Annotated in this window: 16 protein-coding genes and 3 pseudogenes; 16 read left to right on the forward strand and 3 right to left on the reverse strand. The window is 41.6% G+C overall.

Annotation, left to right across the window (positions count from 1 at the left end):
* The first annotated feature begins 294 nt into the window (after nt 1-294).
* Nucleotides 295-3,408 (forward strand): hybrid sensor histidine kinase/response regulator, encoded by a 3,114-nt coding sequence (locus tag BVG16_RS12950; protein WP_078499119.1) that lies wholly within the window; start codon nt 295-297, stop codon nt 3,406-3,408.
* Nucleotides 3,409-3,619: 211 nt separating this feature from the next.
* Here BVG16_RS12950 and BVG16_RS12955 read toward each other — a convergent pair whose 3' ends face one another.
* The gene (locus BVG16_RS12955; RefSeq protein WP_158081687.1) at nt 3,620-4,780 is read right to left on the reverse strand and encodes a serine hydrolase domain-containing protein; all 1,161 of its coding nucleotides are present in this window, start codon (nt 4,778-4,780) and stop codon (nt 3,620-3,622) included.
* 221 nt (nt 4,781-5,001) lie between these two features.
* On the opposite strand from BVG16_RS12955, the pseudogene BVG16_RS33345 reads away from it, so the two are divergent.
* From BVG16_RS33345 to BVG16_RS13010, 11 genes and pseudogenes are all read left to right on the forward strand, one after another.
* A pseudogene (locus BVG16_RS33345) lies at nt 5,002-5,229 on the forward strand (IS1595 family transposase); the annotation flags it as partial.
* Nucleotides 5,230-5,293: 64 nt separating this feature from the next.
* On the forward strand, nt 5,294-5,785 hold the full coding sequence (locus BVG16_RS12965) for an AAA family ATPase (RefSeq protein WP_198957456.1): 492 nt from the start codon (nt 5,294-5,296) through the stop codon (nt 5,783-5,785).
* A 366-nt stretch (nt 5,786-6,151) separates the two neighbouring features.
* On the forward strand, nt 6,152-6,922 hold the full coding sequence (locus tag BVG16_RS12970) for a DeoR/GlpR family DNA-binding transcription regulator (RefSeq protein WP_078499121.1): 771 nt from the start codon (nt 6,152-6,154) through the stop codon (nt 6,920-6,922).
* Between the two features lie 47 nt (nt 6,923-6,969).
* Nucleotides 6,970-7,047 (forward strand): annotated as a pseudogene (locus BVG16_RS12975) (NIPSNAP family protein); the annotation flags it as partial.
* Between the two features lie 45 nt (nt 7,048-7,092).
* Nucleotides 7,093-7,881, forward strand: a complete 789-nt coding sequence (locus BVG16_RS12980; protein WP_078499078.1) for a DUF3888 domain-containing protein — start codon at nt 7,093-7,095, stop codon at nt 7,879-7,881.
* A 196-nt stretch (nt 7,882-8,077) separates the two neighbouring features.
* Complete coding sequence (locus BVG16_RS12985; protein ID WP_078499079.1) at nt 8,078-8,899, forward strand: aminoglycoside 3'-phosphotransferase; 822 nt, start codon at nt 8,078-8,080, stop codon at nt 8,897-8,899.
* Nucleotides 8,900-8,967: 68 nt separating this feature from the next.
* Nucleotides 8,968-9,945, forward strand: coding sequence for a phosphotransferase enzyme family protein (locus tag BVG16_RS12990; RefSeq protein WP_078499080.1), 978 nt, complete (start codon nt 8,968-8,970; stop codon nt 9,943-9,945).
* A gap of 225 nt (nt 9,946-10,170) precedes the next feature.
* A complete protein-coding gene (locus BVG16_RS12995; protein ID WP_144027382.1) occupies nt 10,171-10,929 on the forward strand; it encodes a cyclase family protein in 759 nt (252 codons plus the stop codon).
* 201 nt (nt 10,930-11,130) lie between these two features.
* Nucleotides 11,131-11,850 (forward strand): HAD family hydrolase, encoded by a 720-nt coding sequence (locus tag BVG16_RS13000; protein ID WP_078499082.1) that lies wholly within the window; start codon nt 11,131-11,133, stop codon nt 11,848-11,850.
* Nucleotides 11,851-11,985: 135 nt separating this feature from the next.
* Complete coding sequence (locus BVG16_RS13005; protein WP_158081688.1) at nt 11,986-12,450, forward strand: serine hydrolase domain-containing protein; 465 nt, start codon at nt 11,986-11,988, stop codon at nt 12,448-12,450.
* Nucleotides 12,451-12,460: 10 nt separating this feature from the next.
* The gene (locus BVG16_RS13010; protein ID WP_144027369.1) at nt 12,461-12,892 is read left to right on the forward strand and encodes a serine hydrolase family protein; all 432 of its coding nucleotides are present in this window, start codon (nt 12,461-12,463) and stop codon (nt 12,890-12,892) included.
* Between the two features lie 204 nt (nt 12,893-13,096).
* Here BVG16_RS13010 and BVG16_RS13015 read toward each other — a convergent pair whose 3' ends face one another.
* Entirely contained in the window at nt 13,097-14,011 is a 915-nt protein-coding gene (locus BVG16_RS13015) for an NAD(P)-dependent alcohol dehydrogenase (RefSeq protein ID WP_078499122.1), read from the reverse strand.
* A 511-nt stretch (nt 14,012-14,522) separates the two neighbouring features.
* On the opposite strand from BVG16_RS13015, the gene BVG16_RS13020 reads away from it, so the two are divergent.
* Entirely contained in the window at nt 14,523-14,951 is a 429-nt protein-coding gene (locus BVG16_RS13020; protein WP_078499085.1) for a GNAT family N-acetyltransferase, read from the forward strand.
* 156 nt (nt 14,952-15,107) lie between these two features.
* Nucleotides 15,108-15,854, forward strand: coding sequence for a nucleoside phosphorylase (locus BVG16_RS13025; RefSeq protein WP_158081689.1), 747 nt, complete (start codon nt 15,108-15,110; stop codon nt 15,852-15,854).
* 180 nt (nt 15,855-16,034) lie between these two features.
* On the opposite strand, the pseudogene BVG16_RS13030 reads toward BVG16_RS13025, so the two are convergent.
* A pseudogene (locus BVG16_RS13030) lies at nt 16,035-16,779 on the reverse strand (MerR family transcriptional regulator).
* Nucleotides 16,780-16,870: 91 nt separating this feature from the next.
* Here BVG16_RS13030 and BVG16_RS13035 point away from each other — a divergent pair.
* Together BVG16_RS13035 and BVG16_RS13040 are read left to right on the forward strand one after the other, a co-directional pair.
* Nucleotides 16,871-17,572 carry a CPBP family intramembrane glutamic endopeptidase gene (locus BVG16_RS13035; protein WP_078499087.1) on the forward strand — a complete coding sequence of 234 codons (702 nt, stop codon included), beginning with the start codon at nt 16,871-16,873 and terminating at the stop codon, nt 17,570-17,572.
* A 283-nt stretch (nt 17,573-17,855) separates the two neighbouring features.
* Complete coding sequence (locus BVG16_RS13040) at nt 17,856-18,665, forward strand: CPBP family intramembrane glutamic endopeptidase (protein ID WP_078499088.1); 810 nt, start codon at nt 17,856-17,858, stop codon at nt 18,663-18,665.
* Nucleotide 18,666 lies beyond the last annotated feature (1 nt).

Genomic DNA, 18,666 nt, shown 5'->3' on the forward strand with positions numbered 1-18,666 from the left:
TTAGTTACAATATTCAACTGGAGAATAATGATATGGTCTAATGCCATGTCGGGAATAAAAAAACAACTGTTACAGACAGCGCGGTAAACCGTATCACAAATAGTACCATTTCCGATTTGAATACTAAAGCCTGCTAAGTAGGTATGGCTGTATAATAGATATAAAGATATCTCTATCGTCCGTTTCTCTGCTATATTAACTGTGATAAATTATGGAGAGTACTTATTTAAATGTCTTAGAAGAAAATGACTAGGGGAGAAATACTTCTTGGAAACTCACTCATCCAAATATCAAATGAAAAAGAGCTATATTATATTATTACTAGTGTTCATATTAGTTGTTTTAACCGGCTTTCGCATTTTATGGATGAAAACGTTTCATGATCCCAAACAGGCGTCAATTCAGAATGGGCAATTCGATTTGCGCAGTTGGAATGCAGAAGATGGCGACATTCTGTTACTTGATGGGGAATGGGAGTTTTATCCCTCGCAATGGTTGATAGATGGTAGTCGGCAACAATTGTTAGGTGATAATGCGCCAAGGCATATTCAGGTACCGGGAGGATGGAGTGAAGCTTTGCATGCTGACAAGCCATCTTCATACGGGTATGGTTCTTATCGTTTGCGTCTTTATGTAGACCCGGCAAAGCATCTTAATTATAGTATTCGTGTACCCAGCATACGCACTGCATCAGAATTATATGTAAACGGTCGATTGCTTACTAAATCCGGACAGGTGGCGACAACAAAGGATGAATATATTTCAAAGGACCTACCTTATTCTACAACCTTTACAGCAGATGACAACGGTGTAATCGAACTCGTCATTCAGGCGGCAAATTATGTGGATAGTCGAAGCGGGGGCATTGTCCGATCCATTAAATTTGGTTCAGAAGAAGCCATTGCCAAAGAGATGAAAGCTTCCATTTTTATGCAGTTCTTGGCAGCGATTATATTTATTATGCATGCTGTCTATGCACTTATTTTGTATTTACTAGGAAATAAGGAAAAGAAGCTGCTTTATTTCAGTTTGCTTGCATTATGTGTAACGATCACGAGTGTCTTTAGTACGGATGAGAAGTTGTTCCATCAATTATTTTATATTGGGAGTAATTGGGATTTTAGGCTGACTAATATTGCTTTCGTTATTGCAGCCTATGCTTTGCTCCAGTGTACGAATCATCGTGAGCTTCCATATTGGCGTAGGATGTACCCTGTCTATAAAATAATGAATCTAGGGACTGCCGGCATCACGTTGTTTTTAAATCCAACTCAGGTGATCATGCTCTTCCCTATTTATTATGCATTAGGTGGTACTGCTGGAGTTATTACGCTAATTACGATGTTTAAAAAAGTGATTAAAGATTTAAAGAGCAATCTTTTACTGCTTGTCTCTTTTCTTGCGTTTGTGAACTATGTTCTTTGGTCGTTAATCTTGCTGGATAGCGGTTTGAGTCTTGTCTACTATCCGTTCGATATGATTATTGCGATGGGTTGTTTAGCCTCTGAATGGTTTAAGGGTTACTTTATCATGCATGCGAACACCAAAGAGCTTGCTGCAACCTTGCAAAGAATGAATGACCATAAGGATCAATTTCTGGCAAACACTTCACATGAATTTAAAAATCCGCTTCATGGCATGATTAACATGTCACAATCTGTTTTAAAAAGGGAACGACATTTGTTACAGGTAAGGAGTATCAAAGAGCTTGAAACAGTTTTATCTGTAGGACGTCGGCTGACATTGATATTAAACGATTTGATTGACGTGATGAGTTTACGAGAAGGCAAACCGCGTCTACAGAAAAAAGTCATCTGGATTCAGCCAATCGCGACCGGAGTGCTTGATTTGCTGCAATTTAACGCAGAAGTGAAGCCTGTAAAGATGGTAAATCAGATTCCTGAAGATTTTCCTCCAGTAATTGCGGATGAGAACCGGGTTATTCAAATCGTTTTCAATTTACTTCATAATGCTGTGAAATATACGAATGAAGGAGTAATTTCAATTCAAGCGTTTGCAAAGGACGGAAGAGCTTATATTGTTATTACGGATACCGGGATCGGAATGGATGAGGACATACTTAAGCGCCTATTCCATCCATATGAGCAAGCCAGCATGAGTGAGACCATGATTGAAGGTGGCTTTGGGTTAGGTTTAAGTATAAGCAAGCAACTGGTTGAGCTTCATGGAGGTACGTTAGATGTGTCCTCTGTTTTAGGAGAAGGCTCAAAATTCACATTTTCGTTAAAGCTATCAGGTTTGAATGCGGAGGAAGAGAATAATATTTCTAACTCCTTCGACCAATCTATGCTGATTCAGGAAGAAGCCTCAATCGGTTTGGAAGAAGTGGAGATCCCACCAGTTACGAAACTTACAACTTTAGTAGAAATGAATCGTGAACGTCCGCTCATATTGATTGTTGATGATGATCCTGTCAATCTTCAAGTGCTTGAAGCAATACTACCACCAGACGAATATGATATAACGATGGTAACAAGCGGTAAAGAAGCGTTAGCTGTGCTGGATACGAAGGAATGGGATCTAGTCATCTCCGATATTATGATGCCGCAGATGTCCGGTTATGAGCTGACACGAATGATTCGTGAGCGGTTTACACTCACAGAGCTCCCTGTTCTGCTCCTTACAGCAAGAAGCCAACCGAAAGATATTCAAATTGGTTTTTTAGCGGGAGCTAACGATTATGTGACAAAGCCAGTGGAAGCAATAGAAATAAAATCCCGGATCGATGCACTAACTACGATTAAACAATTTGTTCGGGAACAACTGCGATTAGAAGCTGCATGGCTGCAAGCACAAATCCAGCCTCATTTTTTATTTAATGCGTTGAATGCTGTAACAGCTTTAAGTGACATTAATTTGGATAAGATGCGTAATTTGCTTAATGAGTTCAGCAATTATTTGAGGAACAAATTTAAATTTCAAAATATGGATGGGCTTGTTCCGATCGAAGAGGAGCTAAGTCTAGTGCGCTCTTATCTTTATATTGAAAAGGTTCGTTTTGAAGAAAGGCTACAGGTTGTTTGGGAGATAGCTGACTACGAGGAATTAAAAATCCCATTTCTTTCGATCCAGCCTCTAGTTGAAAATGCGATAAGACATGGCGTTATGAAGCGCGCTCGTGGGGGAAATATTTTTATTAGGATTTCAGTCTATGACACGCATACAGAGATAACAGTTGAAGACGATGGAATCGGAATGGACGAAGTGCAATTGCAACGATTATTAGAAAGAAAAGTAGATCGTAGTTCAGGAGTCGGGTTGATAAATACGGATCAGCGATTAAAGCGGCACTTCGGAACAGGACTTCATATCGAAAGTACATTAGGTATAGGGACTAAGGTAACTTTTCATGTACGTAACAGGTTGAATAGTGTCGCGCCGCGATAAGCCCCTTTTTACTTTTTGCGGATAGACCCGTTAAGCTGAACCGTATCACAAAGAATAGTGGTTCGTTCAACTAAGGGGACACGATGTTACATTGCGTAAAGAAAATAGGGCTACCGATGGTGTTGGCAGCCCTTCTTCCTTAATGTGCAGTATATATCCAAAAAAGCAGACGACTACCGGGGCCAACTGCTTATCCGTTCATAATGTAGCCTCAATCCTCGATCGCAGCTATAACGGCATTATTGAATAAATTCATACAAGGGAACCAAACATCGTGCCCATCATTTCTTCTGCTTTCCACAGAAAAGATAACTTGGACAGTTTCATAGTGAGGGTCAACCGTTATATTGACTCCGCCCGCTCCCCCGCAAACAATAGCTTTCGGTGAAAACAAGTCACCACTATCTTTTTTGTTGCCGTTAACCGGCCAGCAATAGCCGTAAGAGGCATCGATAAAAACTTGGGAACCATAAGTTGATGATACATGCGGAATCTGGTCGCGAGTCATTTCAGTGACGGCTGCAGAGCTCAAGATCCGCTCCTCTCCGTATTTGCCCTTGTTCAGAAACAACTGTCCGAATTTGGCAATGTCAAGAGCGGTAGCATATGCACCACCTGCCGCTGACGGCCACGTTAGCGCTTCCGGCGTATGATACCAATTCCCTCCCGGTACATCCTCCGATCTCCTTATAACATTGCTATGTAGCGATTCTGGAACGACAAAGTACGTATCGTCCATTTCCATCGGGCTGAAAATATTTCCCCTGCAAAATTGTTCAAGCGATTGACCGCTTATTCTTCGTACAATTTCACCAAGAAGTTCCACTCCATAGCCGCAGTAAGACATCTCTGTTCCGGGTGGCTTCCATAATGGCGTGTCGTAACCGAGAAACAACCTTTGGTGAATGGCAGGGTGCTGGGTTTCATCTGCCTGAGGGATGTCGATCATTCCTTCTTTCTTTTTGGAATGCTCGGCGACATCCATATTTCGGAGTCCGGATGTATGTGTCATCAAATGATGAACAAGCACTTTATGTTTGCCTTCTCCTACAAATTCCGGGATGTAGTACGACACTGGAAAGCTTAAGCAGAGCAATCCCCGTTCAACCAATATCATGGCCGCTGTAGCTGTTATGGGTTTGGAAATCGAGGCGAGCGGGAAAATCGTATTTTTCGATAGCGGAACCGCCTCTGCCTCGGGGGATGCGGTGCCGTAGGCTTTATGGCTAACGATAATACCTTTACGAGCTACGACGATGACAAAAGCTTGAGATACGTTATCATTCGCCCATCCTTGTACCATTTTCTCCATGCGAAAGATTTTTTGCGAGGACATTCCTGCTTCTTCCGGTGTACCTTGCTTAAGCTTCATACACGCCATCTCCTTTTTATCTTTTTCATGAATTACCATAAAGTTGAAATATAATGGAAACAGAACAGATATTCTCACCCCGGTTCACTTAACGCTAGTAAATTCTGCAACAACCAAGGTAAATCCTTTATTTTATTGGCTATGTTAAACCTTATTGTTGATATTTGAGGTTTTCGAACGTTTGTTCTATAGTTAGGGTCATCATATGGCTCGGAGCTGATTACCCTATCCAGAACGTCAACAGCTACCACAGCCGTCTGAAAAAATGGATGGATCGCTTCAATGGAGTTGCAACCAAGTATTTGGAGCATTATTTGGCGTGGTTCCGCTACCTTGACAGCAAGGACTATGAGAACACAACGTCGAATAAGAAGAACATGTTGGTATCTTCATGCCTGTTTTCTGTGAAAGATACGAACGCCAGACTTCGACGGATGGCTTACTGTTGAGCTATCAGGCAGATTAATGCAAAACAATCTGTAAATATCCGTTTATATAAGGAGGTGGAATCACGTGGCGACACTTCATTTAATGGTTGGTCTCCCTTGTAGCGGTAAGACTACTCTGGCTCGACAACTTGAAACGAAATACTCCGCACTTCGCCTTACTCCCGATGAATGGCATATCAGATTATTTGGGCATGATTTCGGGGATAACATGACGGAATCTGACGAAGCTAAGCATGGTTCTAGACATGATTCAGTGGAATCCCTAATGTGGGATGTGGCGGCTAGAGTTTTAGTTCTTGGTGTTGATGTAATTCTGGATTTTGGATGCTGGGTTCGAAGTCAACGAGACGAGTTTCGTTCTAGAGCCAAAAACTTAGGGGCTGACTTTAAAATTCATTTTGTTGATGTGCCTGAAGAAGTGTTATTTGAACGTCTAAAAGCTAGAAATGATATGCGTACAGAAGGAACTTTTTTCATACCAAAAGCAAAACTTAAAGAATGGATACAAATTTTTGAGCCACCTTCATCAGAGGAACTTGATTCCTCTAAGGATTAAACTATCGGAGAACGATAGCTTAATAAACCGCCCTTTGCTGGGCGGTTCTATTTTTGCTGAAAATCAACATCGAGGATTAACATAGCCATTTTATTATATTGTTGCAGGCGTCAAGCAAAGGCGAAATATCCTACGCATTAATTGTTCAAAAATTCCAAGGACCGCACAGGCGGTCTTGTTTCATTTTACTGGGTTATACCACTGGTGAATTCTAAAATGAAAATAACTTAATAAAACAGCACAAAAATGAAAACATTTATTCAAAAACACTTCACAAAACAGCATAAAATTGGATATAATTGAATCACTCTAGAGTAATAGATGAAAATACAGGAGGATTAATGCATGGTGAAGGAAGATGCAGGTATGTTTGCCGAAGAACGTCGGGAGAAGATCTTAGTGTTACTGAACGAAGAAAAGCGTGTAATGGCCAAAGATTTGGCGGAGAAGTTCCAGGTTTCAATCGATTCGATCAGGCGTGATCTTTCCATTATGGAGGAACAGGGATTGCTGAAAAAAACCCACGGTGGTGCGATACCATCCATGAAAGTTCGAATGGCCCCTCAGCCCCCAGAAATACGATACAGCGAAGGAACTCCGCAAGGTAATGCGATTACTAAATTGGCTGTATCGTATATTCGAGAAAACGATACTGTATTTATCGGCAGCGGTTCTTTATCCTATGGGCTACTTAAGAATCTTCCCGACCAAATGCCACTTACAATAGTTACAAACAGCATGCGGGTAGCCGACGTATTAAGGGAAAGGCAATGGATTGAAACCTACTTGATAGGTGGTCGAGTAAAGTCATCTGGAAATATGACCGATGTGCTTGCAAATGAATTTATTCGTCAATTCAAATTTGATGTTAGTTTCGTCACTGGAGGCGGTATCTCGGAAGAAGGGATATTTGTAGCTACTCCTGAAGTAGGGGCATTCGGGCGAGCGGTGTCCGCTGTGTCCCGCCGCCGTATTGGAATTGCGACACACCATTCCCTTGGCAACGAAGGGTTTGCAAAGGCTGGGCGGATTGAGGATTTAGATTTGTTGATTACGGACGAGGACGCGGATCCTGAAGCTATTGAACGAATTCAAGCGCTTGGGGTTAAAGTGATCGTGGCTCAGGTAGAGGGTTAATTACACTGAAATAAATAGGATAGGCAATTAGAAAGGATGTGGCTACTTTGTTTTATAGAAGGAAGTTTTACATTGTAAAAAATGAATTTATTGATATTTTTAATACACATTTTAATGAAACTAATAATGTTGAATAAAGTTTACCTTCAACGGAATAATACTGGGAAAACATGAACGGTGAATTTATGCGAACACATTTTCTAGTGGCTGTGGTACTTTTTTTAGGTATAGTACAAGGCAATATCACTAAATCAACGACCCCGAATGAAATAAAGGTTCAGAAAACAAATATCACAACAGAACAGGTTCTTAAAGACTCATTATTTGCTGTGTTGTATCCTAATGTATTTGAAGCAATTACAAATTATTATGGGGTACGAAAGCAATTCATGAATGAAATAATTACAGAAGTTAGCCATATTGATGAGAATAATGAAAAATATCACTTCTTGGTTAGAGTAAAATTAGATACCTTTGAACATGCCCACAATCCTCCTTATGGAAAAGACTTCATTACATTTGAGATTGATTTAGGCAAAGTAACTGTGACTGATTTTAAACACAAGGGAGACAAGTGGGAAAGTAAAATTAGTGCCTTTAAAAATCGAGTTATTCAAGACATTCAAAAAACGTTCGGTATAGATTTTACCTTGTATAAGGAATTCGAGTACGGACAATTACTCTACGCTTCGGAAAAACAAAAAGAACTACAATCACTTGTTGAGATCAACAAACAAATTATTGAACAGGATCTCCAACCTAAAGTAACGGGAGGATATAAAAACGTGCTTAATCCCTTTACTTTTATCAAGGATAATTATGGATACATCGTTTACAAAAAGAGCAACGGGACAAATGTTGTCATAACGGTAAAGAGAGAAGATGGAACTTGGACTGTTATCAGGAAATCCAATAAAAATGGCGTGCCTATGAAGTCGGAACTGCTATGGTACATGTAAGAGACATATTATTCATCTAACGGGATACGAAAATGTAGGAGTTTGCTATGAGCAGCTCCTATTTCTTTTGTTGAAGTAACGCGCAGAATAGTGCGGGCAACAGAGCCATGTCAGGAGGAAAATAGTATATAAGATACGAATTATTTAATAATAAATATGCCAAAAAATATAAAAATAAGGAAGTGAACCTAAATAAGTGAATCTAAAAAATGAATCAGCCATTTACGAGACATTTCCCGATGAAGTACAGGGATACTTAAGAGATGCAGTAGTGACAGTCATTAAGAATAAAGTCAGATCATCTGTGTATCACATTGAAAAACCTACATACGATATTTTTCTAAAAGTGACTCCAAAAGGACAGATGCAGTGTGAAGCTCTGATGACGGATTATCTATATAATCACGGGGCATGTCCAAGAGTATTGCACTCCACTTCTGATGCTACAAGGGATTATCTTATTACAAACCGAATTATGGGTTCGGATGCAACAAGTGATGAATATGTTAAACAGCCTAATCGTTTATCTGAAGTATTTGCAGAAAGTCTTGTAAACTTGCATCGAGTCCGAAAAGAGGGCTGTCCTAGTATAAACGGAATAGAGGAAATGGTTATTCGAGCGGAAGAAAACTATCTTGAGGGCAGGGCCGAGAAGGGACTTCTTCGGTATATGGGATATACAAGCATCGAAACCGCTTATCGAGATATGATGTCTTTGAACAGAAATGCCAACGAACATAAAGTAGTTATTCATGGGGACTATTGCTTACCTAACATAATCCTTTACGATTTTAAATTGAATGGATATGTTGATGTAGGGTATGGTGGCGTAGGTGATCGCCATTATGATATTTTCTGGGGGCTATGGTCATTACAACATAATTTAAAGAGTGATTACAATCCCAAACGGTTTATACAAGCATATGGCAAAGAAATGATCGATCAAGAACGGGTTCATCTTTGTGGACTTTTGTCTGTCTTTAACGGTTTTAGAGGACAAGACTATTATGAAAAATAGCAAAGATAACATCCCCTATATTATGGTATTGTGGCTTATATAAAAACAACTCTATGGGGTGATATTCTATGGATTATACGAAGTGTTTTAAGGAAGTCTTACTGAAGTATTCTTTTATTGACCCTACCGTGGAATTGATTCGTCATAATGAAAACATTACATACAAAGTAACAGAAAAGGGATCTGAAGATACTTACTTGTTGCGAATGCATAAACCTATTACAAAAAACATGCAGGGTGTGCATAATACACGCGAGGCTATTCAATCGGAACTAGAATATCTGTTAGCTTGGTCGTCTCATTCCGAATTACCTGTTCAAATCCCTGTTTCAAATCTAAACGGTGAACTGGTAACAACCGTTGTCATTGAACACGAAGAAGTGCATTGTTCAGTCTTAAAATGGATTTTTGGGGAAACCATGTCTAAGCAAGATTTGAACAGTGAGGGGACAGTTAGTACCTTGGGGACGCGTATTGCATATTTGCATCAGTTTTCGCAGAGTTTTCAACATGGTCCAAGTTTTATGCGACCCGAATACGGGATGGAGTGGACAAATAGCGTGTTGACCAAATTGCGATCAGGTGAAGAAATGGGTATTATTACCACGGGAGATTTTCATATTCTTGAAAATACGTTTTCGTTGATAGACGATCGTATGAAAGTATTGAGCAAATCGATTGAAACATGGGGATTCATCCATGCCGACATCAACTATAGTAACTTAATCCACACATCAAGAGGGATTTCATTCATTGACTTTGGTTTATCAGGGTTTGGATATTACGCGATGGACGTCGCTATGGGTGCCCTATTGACCGAGAACAAATTGCGAGATGCCCTAATTTCCGGCTACACGAGTATTATTTCCAGAAAAATAGACATTGAGCAACTAGAGAGCTTTATGTTTTTGGCGATAGCTGCATACTACGCATTTCTCGTAAGTAATAAAGATAAGCATATGTGGATACATAAAAATATCCCAGGTCTGATTGAACATTTTTGCAAACCTTTCCTAAACGGTAAAACGGTTTTTTACAATATTTGATTCATTCGAAGCAATCATTTCAGCAATCATTTCTGTTCAACTAAACAGCACATGCGTAATAAAAAACGGCGTCAAGGAAAACTGAGATCACACACCATCGGTAGAGCGTCGCGCGAAGACTCACTGCTCGAAAGGATGCCATAGCACGCGACGGTGATCTATCGGTATTTGGGTCAATTTAGTATAATATGCATGAATTGGGAGACAAGGGAAGGGGAATACATGATGAAGCTTATTGACTTGAGTGTGCCTATTAGTCCACGCATCCGCGAGCCGCTGCCGGCGAAGATCGAGTATGCGACCCATGAAGACGGGGCGCTGCAAGCGGCGGCGGCACTTGGCCTCAAGCAGGAGGATTTTCCGGAAAGCAAGGCATGGGCGACGGAAATGGTGACGCTGAATACGCATGCGGGTACTCATGTCGACGCACCGTGGCACTACTGGCCGACTTCGGAAGGGAAGCAGGCAAGAACGATTGACGAACTGCCGCTCGAATGGTTTTATTCCGACGGCGTAGTGCTCGATTTCAGTGCGAAGCCGCCGGGTTACGAGATTACGACGGACGACCTGATCGCCGAGCTGAAACGGATCGAGTATACACTGAAACCGCTAGATATCGTTCTCATCCGGAGCGATGCGGACAAACGGTTGTACCACGAACATTATGCGTTCCTTCATGCCGGGGTATCGGCTGATGCTACGCTGTGGCTTCTGGACCAAGGCGTCAAGGTAGTCGGTACTGACGGCTGGGGCTGGGATATTCCGCTCAACCTGCAGGCCGAAGCGTATAAAAAGCAGCCGAGGGAAGGCGTTCTGTGGGCAGCACATTATGTCGGCAAGGACCGGGAATATTGCCAGATCGAAAAGCTGGCCAATTTGGAGAAAATTCCGAAGCCGTTTGGCTTTAAAGTCTGCTGCTTTCCGATTAAAGTAGAAATGGCGAGTGCCGGCTGGGCCCGTCCGGTCGCAATCGTGGAGGAATGAGACGGAAAAAGTATAGCGTGTATCATCGTGTAGTAGCGTATAACTTGCCCACCGATAATCAAGACCGGTGATATACTACGAGGCTGCTGCGAGATAGATCGGCAGCCTCACCAATCGACAACGACCCCTGAGTCTTTAGACAGTATGAGATGTTAAAGTAGGGGGAATCGTTACTGATTCAAGGGATAAGGTGGGAGGAGAATGAGTAAGTATAGTTTGCTCTTATTTGACCTGGATGACACGCTTCTTAATAATTCATCTTGGTTTAGCGTTGGATTAATTCAGACTCTTGGCATGCATTCTGTTACAAGATATCTTGACGCATCTTTATTCCTTGAGCAAGTGATGCAGGTCCCGAACTCTTTGTTGGAGCGATTTAAAAGTAGAGAACTAACTCCAACGGAATTTAAGAGGGCTAGATGGAGACATGCGTTTACCCATTTTAACTTACACCCTGATGTGGAAGTCATAGATCAGTTTGATACACTCTTCTTTAAAACAAGTATGGCTTATATTGAAATAAATAAGTCAGTCACAAGTTTATTAAATGAATTGAAAAGACATTATGATGTTGGAATTGTTACAAATGGGCTATATGATTCTAGAATGAAAATTCGCCAAATGGGATTATCGGAAGTGTTTAGCGAAGACACAATATTCCATGCAGAGCATTTAGGATATAGAAAACCAGATCCAGAAATTTATTTAGTCGCATTGAAGCACTTTGGTAAAGAACCGAATGAGACCCTCTTTATTGGAGATTCTTGGACTCACGATGTTGTTGGTCCAATGGAAATTGGGATGGAAGCTATTTGGGTTAATGGAAAGGGACTTTCACCGTCCACCAAACATATTCCAGTTGCAGTTGTGTCAGACGTCACAGAGATACGAAACATATTGCTCAAGAGGCTGCTTTTATAAGCTTCTAATCGTTACGCTAACGGGCAGTTTAACGTAATGTGAAGAGAAGATTTCAAAAAGCTCAAGTTGGGGAAGGATATTTTTCCATATATATCGAACATATATTCCTAACGTTTAATTGTGAGGAGTGGCAAAGTGAATCTTCCTGTATGTTATGAGAATGAGAAGTTTGAGCCAATACACAACTATATACATAAAGCACAACAGGAGTTTGGAGCATCAGCATCATCGGTATTGATTATACAAAATGACCGAATCGTATTTGAACGGTATTACGGGTTCCATCATCACAAAAAGGGGGCTCTTGCTGTATCTGATCAATCCCAGTTCAATATCTATTCAACGAGAAAGACCTATGTTTGCTTAGCAATGGCTATGGCTGCTTTGGAAAATAATATCAACTTAAATACACCTATTTACAAAATCATCAATGAACTAGGCGAAAAAGAACTTGGAGATCTTACATTATGCGATCTGGCAACCGCCACTGGACCTAAGTATTTTGGAAAGGAGCAGATCGAACGGGAAGGTGTGCAAGGCTTTGTTGTAAAGGCACTGACTGGTAAAGTTATATCCGAATATCTAAGTGAAAATCCTTAACCCATTAGAGATGAAAGGAACGGAATGGGCCAGCAATCCACATCAGAATTTAGTATCCGATTACACTACTTCAGATAACTTTGCCATGGTTAGACTGGAATCAACAGATGGTCATGAACGGAACTTGTATTCGAGTACTAGAGATTTGGCCACATGGGGATATTTACACCTAAAAAACGGAGTTATTGATGGCACTCAACTCATTATCGAAGAAGTGTTTGAACTTACAGAAAAGTTAAAAGCCCAATTTCAAACCAAGCGCATACTCGGTTGGTACCATCAAGCTGATTGGTACTATGCTACTGGCGCAGCAGGATGCCATTGCGTAATCCTGCCTCAGTTTAATACGGTTGGCATTCGAATGTTAAATAAATATACTGACGATTATAAAGACGACCAGTTTGCATTTAACAGTATGTTGTTACAATGCCTGGCTGAGTAACTGAGGAATGGTGAAGCTAACGGGACACGTTAGCTTATACGGAGAGTAAAAGAGTGATAGATCATTTGATTTATCACTCTTTTTATTTGCAATTCAGCAGTTATATCATTATAAAATGAGTACCTTATTATCCATCTAAAAGAAATACTCATCTACAAAATAGTATTGCTAAGGATATCTATAAAAGAAATAATTAATTATTTCTTACGCCAATGTGATAACCACATTCCCTTTCTTATGCCCCTGATCGACATACCTGTGCGCCTCGACGACCTGCTCTAGCGGATAACAGCGATCTATAACCGGTGTTAGCCGGTTCGTCGCTACCAGATCAATAAGCAAATCCAAATCTTCGTTCCGTATTACTGCTGTCCCACCCCGGAGAGTGTTAAGATAAGATCCGTTTTTCTTCAACGAACTTTTACATTGTGACAGTGAACTCTTGCCCACTGTGTCAAAAATGATATCGTATGCTTCACCATTTCTTGTAAAATCCACTTGTGTGTAGTCAATGACATTATCCGCTCCTAGAGATTTCACCAGCTCAACATTCGCAGTGCTGCATACCCCGGTAACTTCTGCCCCATAGTATTTGGCAAGTTGCACAGAGAAAGTCCCTACACTACCCGAAGCGCCGTTGATCAGAACTTGTTGTCCGGACTGAATATGACCTTTTTTGAGAAAGTACAGTGCAGTTGTGGCTCCAATCGAAAGAGTGGCGGCTTTTTCATATGTCACATTGTCCGGTATGTTGAGGACTGGTCCGTCCTCGGAAAGACATTTGTACTCGGCATGGGCACCAAAATTCGCGTGAGACGTCGCCCCGAACACCCGGTCGCCTGGCTTGAACCGTGTGACATGTTTGCCAACCGATTCAACGATTCCGGCCAGTTCCATTCCTAATATCGGATTTTCCGGTTTTCTCAAACCTAGTGCAATCCGAGCAGGGAGCCAGAGTACGAAGGGAACGTTAAAACTGCGCATCCTGCTGTCTCCGGCGTTGATCGTTGTCGCATACACTTTTATCAATATTTCATTGTCTTTGGGAACAGGTTTGTCGATTTCAATAAGCCGAAGAACTTCCGGTGACCCATATTTCGTTGCAGCAACAACTTTAATAAGTATCCCTCCTATGTCGAACTCATTTTTAACCCCCGTTATTATTTCTCTGTAGAAAAAATACCTCTTCCAAAGGCATAATGAAGGCAAGAGCGATACGAAAGGCCAGCTCCAGAGAAGGGGAATAGTTTCACTTCTCCAGAGCCACGATGGTAAGATGCTCCTCTTTTCTTGATAGGTCAAGGAAGGGCTCCTGTAAATTAAATTTAACATAATGTAAAGTTTACTATACATAGTATATCTATAATCATCCAAAAATTTCAAGTTTAATTCACATTTACTTTATGACCAGAGTGATTGGTCGATATCAGTTGCATTAGAGGGAAGTTGTATGCGCTCAGTTCATTTCGGTGTGGTCACGGATGTTGGTCTAGCAAATGAACAATCATGTTTATGCATATTTTTAGTCGGACTTCATTGAGCTAACGGGCAGGTCAGTTACAAATAAAGGGAATAATCCGTTGAGGACGAATACTATTTATTAATCAATTTATGAAGGAGTCGAAATCTGATGATTCGAGAAGCTGAAAGATCAGATAAAGATCAAATATTCGATCTCTATAGAATGTTAGTGCCAAACAGTAAGAAAATGCATGTATTTGAAGAACAAATTGAGACTATTAGAAGAGATCCAAACAATTTTTTACTTGTATACGAGGAAAATGGAGAAATATTTGGTACCGTTACGTTAAATATTTGTTTGCAGGCTTTACATGGCTTTAGACCATATGGAGTAGTGGAGAATGTAATTGTTCATGAAAATCATAGAAACAGAAATATTGGACAAAAACTTTTAAAATATATTGAGGATTACTGCAAATCAATTGAATGTCATAGGATTATGCTTTTAAGTAATTCTACACGTCAAAAAGCACATCAATTCTTTGAAAGGGAAGGATATAGCGGTTCAGTAAGTAAGGGATTCAAAAAATATTTATGAGATGCTCGTTCAACAAACGGGACACGATAGTTCAATGATGACACGACGGCAGCCGGCCAGAACGATCGGCTGCCGTCGCTGCGCTAACTGGCAGGATATTTAGGTTCCTTTTGATATAATCTAGGATATATCTAAGATAAGCGGATGGAGGTAAGAATGATGCATGATCAGCAAGTGTTAACTGATCCAAAGCTCTTAGTTCGTGAAGAGCTGAGAAAAGCAGGGCTAGATCTGGATACAGTAATCAGCCCTAAGCGGGTTTTTATCGCGATGTCTGGTATTATCAAAGAATTTATTAAACAGGAAGCGGTCATTGAGTCCGACATTCCTATTGGGGGCAAATTATATATTTTCAAAAGTAACCCAGCGATAGGTTTGGTCAAATCAAACATTGGTTCACCAGGAATAGCAGTACAGGCGGAAGACTTAATTGCCGCTGGAGTCGAAGAATTAATTCATCTAGGGTATGTCGGTGGGATTAATCCCGATTTAATTCCAGGTCAATTGATTATAACGACGGGGGCTTTTAACGAAACTGGCATAGCTACGCTTTATGGTTTTAATGATGAAATTATATATCCTGACCAAACTCTGGTAAAAGAAATGAAAGATATACTTGAAACACAAGGAAATCAATTTGTCCAAGGTCTTCACTGGACTACCGATGCAGGTTATTTAGAGACGTGGGGAAAAACGAAAAAATATCGATCACAAGGTGCTATTTGTGTTGAAATGGAAGCTGTAGGCTTGTTCGTCGTAGCTAAATATCGAGGTATCAAGTCATCGGCAATATATGTAGTTTCAGATGTCCTTTCTGAAGATGGTTGGAGTTTAGGATGGTCTGCAAATGACATTGACAAAGGTGTCTCTCAACTGGTTCGAGCCATATCGGTGGGATGTTAAAGCATAAGCGAGCTAACGAGTTACACTAACGGGACACGATAGAGGAGCAGAATGCTGCGGCAGCTACTCCTCTTTTTCTTTAACTAATGGGGCAGTATAGTTGAATATCAATTTCTGAGCAGGCTTCCGAAACCTGCTCATTTTTAAGAAAGTATAATCAGCAACGCCTCGCTCATTCTCCTATTTCTGTTCCGCTCCTTTTTCTATAGCGTGGGCAATACTGATTTCCACAAAGTTCAGCACTTCTTCGGATACGGGATATAGTCCTGATTCCTCTGAAGGTAGCTTCCTCACTTCCCAGAACTTCTCGATCAATTCCTCATCTCCATTAAAGGTTTCGTGGGATAACTTAATTAATTCGCAGGCAATGTTATAGCCTTCGTCAGATTCTGGTGAAACGGATTGTTGTACACACCACTCAATCCGGCGCAGCAAAGAGGCATATTGTTGGGAAGTCTGGTCATTACTATTAAGATTCGGTAGTGCAGTCTGTAGAAATGCACTTTCGTCATCCTTGAAGTAATCGATCCACTGTTTGGAGTTGGGTTGTACGTTTTGTACAAGATGAGAAACCCGATCCCAGGAGAGTGTACCTTCTAAATCAATCATGTTGATCAAAGATGTAGTATTTGCAATACTGCCCTGTAGAGAAGTGAGCTGCTCCTGAAGTTGATTATAATGTGCGATCAGAATATGACGAAAAGATAGCTTGTCTATTACATTTTGAATGTCTTCAAGCGGTAGTGATAGTGATTTAAGCAAATGTTATCTTTTCGAGAGTGAATAAATCTTCTTCTGAATAATAACGGCGACCGTTATCTTCCTTATAACTCGGTGTTAAGAGACCGATTTGATCATAATAACGTAGCGTTCTAACGGAGATGTTCCACTGTTTGGATACTTGTCCTGTTGTCCATCTATTCATTTTGTTTCTTCCTCCCAAAAAAAATGCTTGCAGGTGACGTAACGTCACCTAATATCATTACATTATATCACAGAGGATTGAGGGATTAAGGATGACTAGAACGGAAATGTGGAAGAAGATGGATCAGTGGACATGGCGTGAGTTCATTGCATTACTCACACTTGAATTCGTATTCGTAATGTTCGTTATCAAATACGCGATACAGTCAATGTATGAGAAATGGTTGGAGAATACCTTTTATTCAGGTACTCTTACAGGGCTCACCATCGCGATCACTCTTTTGCTAGGATTATATTTTGTTGCTTTACGACCGAAGAAGATGTCCTGGACAGATGTAGGTGTGAAGGGATTTCCTGCGAGAGATTGGTGGAGAATTGTGCTCTGGATACTAGTTCTCTTCGTATTCAGTGTAACGGCTTTTTACCTAACGAGTTTTCTTGGAAATACGGTGGAGAACAGCAAAACAGAGAGTCTGCAGCAAAATGTTACTCTATTTACCATCATGATTGGTATTGTATCGGCAGGAATCGTGTCACCGTTCTATGAAGAGATATTTTACCGTGGATTTATATATCGTTGGCTAAGGACCCGTGTAGGGATGAGATGGGCGATTGTGATTAGTTCACTAATCTTTTCTCTGGCGCATTTTCCCACAATGAATGTCATGCCCGTGAGTTTTATTAGCGGGGTTGTGTTTGCATGGACCTATGAACGAACGGGATCGGTCGTGCCTGGCATGATCGTTCACGGGGTGTTTAATACGATCGCCGTGTTGTTAACAGTAATGAGTTAGAATGCCCGGGTGTAATTCAACTACCATGAAAGAACGGGTCAACTTTCATGCTCTGTGGTGCATTGCAGAGGATGCATGGATGGCTAACGGGGAACGATAGCGGAGGAGCTTGCAGTGATGCGGCTCCTCTTTTCTTATTGAAGTAACGGGCAGATTAGTTGAAGTCGTGGTTACGTCATCCGTCTCCAGTCCAGGCGATAACGAGACTTTAGCCTGTTTTAGCGAGATGATCCTTCGCTTAATATGATGGTATGGAAAAATCATCTGATCGAGGTGGCTTGATATGACGTTAATCGATAGTCCGAGATTCAATCGACTGAGCGGGATCGTGCTCGCTTATTATGTTCTAGCTTCCGTCTTCGCGCTACTGCTTGGAATCGTGCAGCCGGCTACCGGCATCCCTGTGGTGATCATCCAGCTGACGCAGTTCGGGCCGATGCTGGCGGTACTTGTCGTTCTGTGGTTACTCCCTGGCTCTCGAGGGCTTGTTCGCCAGGCGGGACTCCAATCATCGAAGGCGGGCATTGCTCAATTGGGGGAAGCAGTGCTGATCGTGGTGGCGATTTTCGTGGTCGCGCTGGCCTGGTACGGATTGTCCGGCCATATGATCGACTTTACGAATCCGTTCGATCTGGCGCACCCGATATGGATCATCGTCATTGCGCAGTTCATCGGAGCGGCTGGAGAAGAGATCGGTTGGCGCTGTTTTCTGCAGCCCGCCCTACAGACCCGCATGGGCGTCCTACTATCCTCTGTCGTCGTCGGACTGCTGTGGGGCGTGTGGCATGTGGGGGTGTTCGCCGAGGGCTGGCTGTACGCAAGTTCGTTCATCTTGTTTGCCGTCTGTCTCTCGGTCATCCTCGGAGAGCTGCTGCGCGGCAAAAGACTTAAGTTGCCGACGGCCACGACGTTCCACGCACTGATTAACCTAGCGATGCTGCTATGGTTCAAGGAAGAGGGAGGAGACGCTTACGCGATGGCGACGATGGCGGTTGCAACCTTGATCGCTGCGGTGTGTGCGCTGATCGTTCACTCGGTTCGCACGGGCAGGGGAACGAGGAAAAGTAATAATACCTTCCCTGAATTGCGCTAAC

Source organism: Paenibacillus selenitireducens, assembly GCF_002021565.1.
In the GTDB taxonomy this organism is placed as follows: Bacteria; Bacillota; Bacilli; order Paenibacillales; family Paenibacillaceae; genus Paenibacillus_K; species Paenibacillus_K selenitireducens.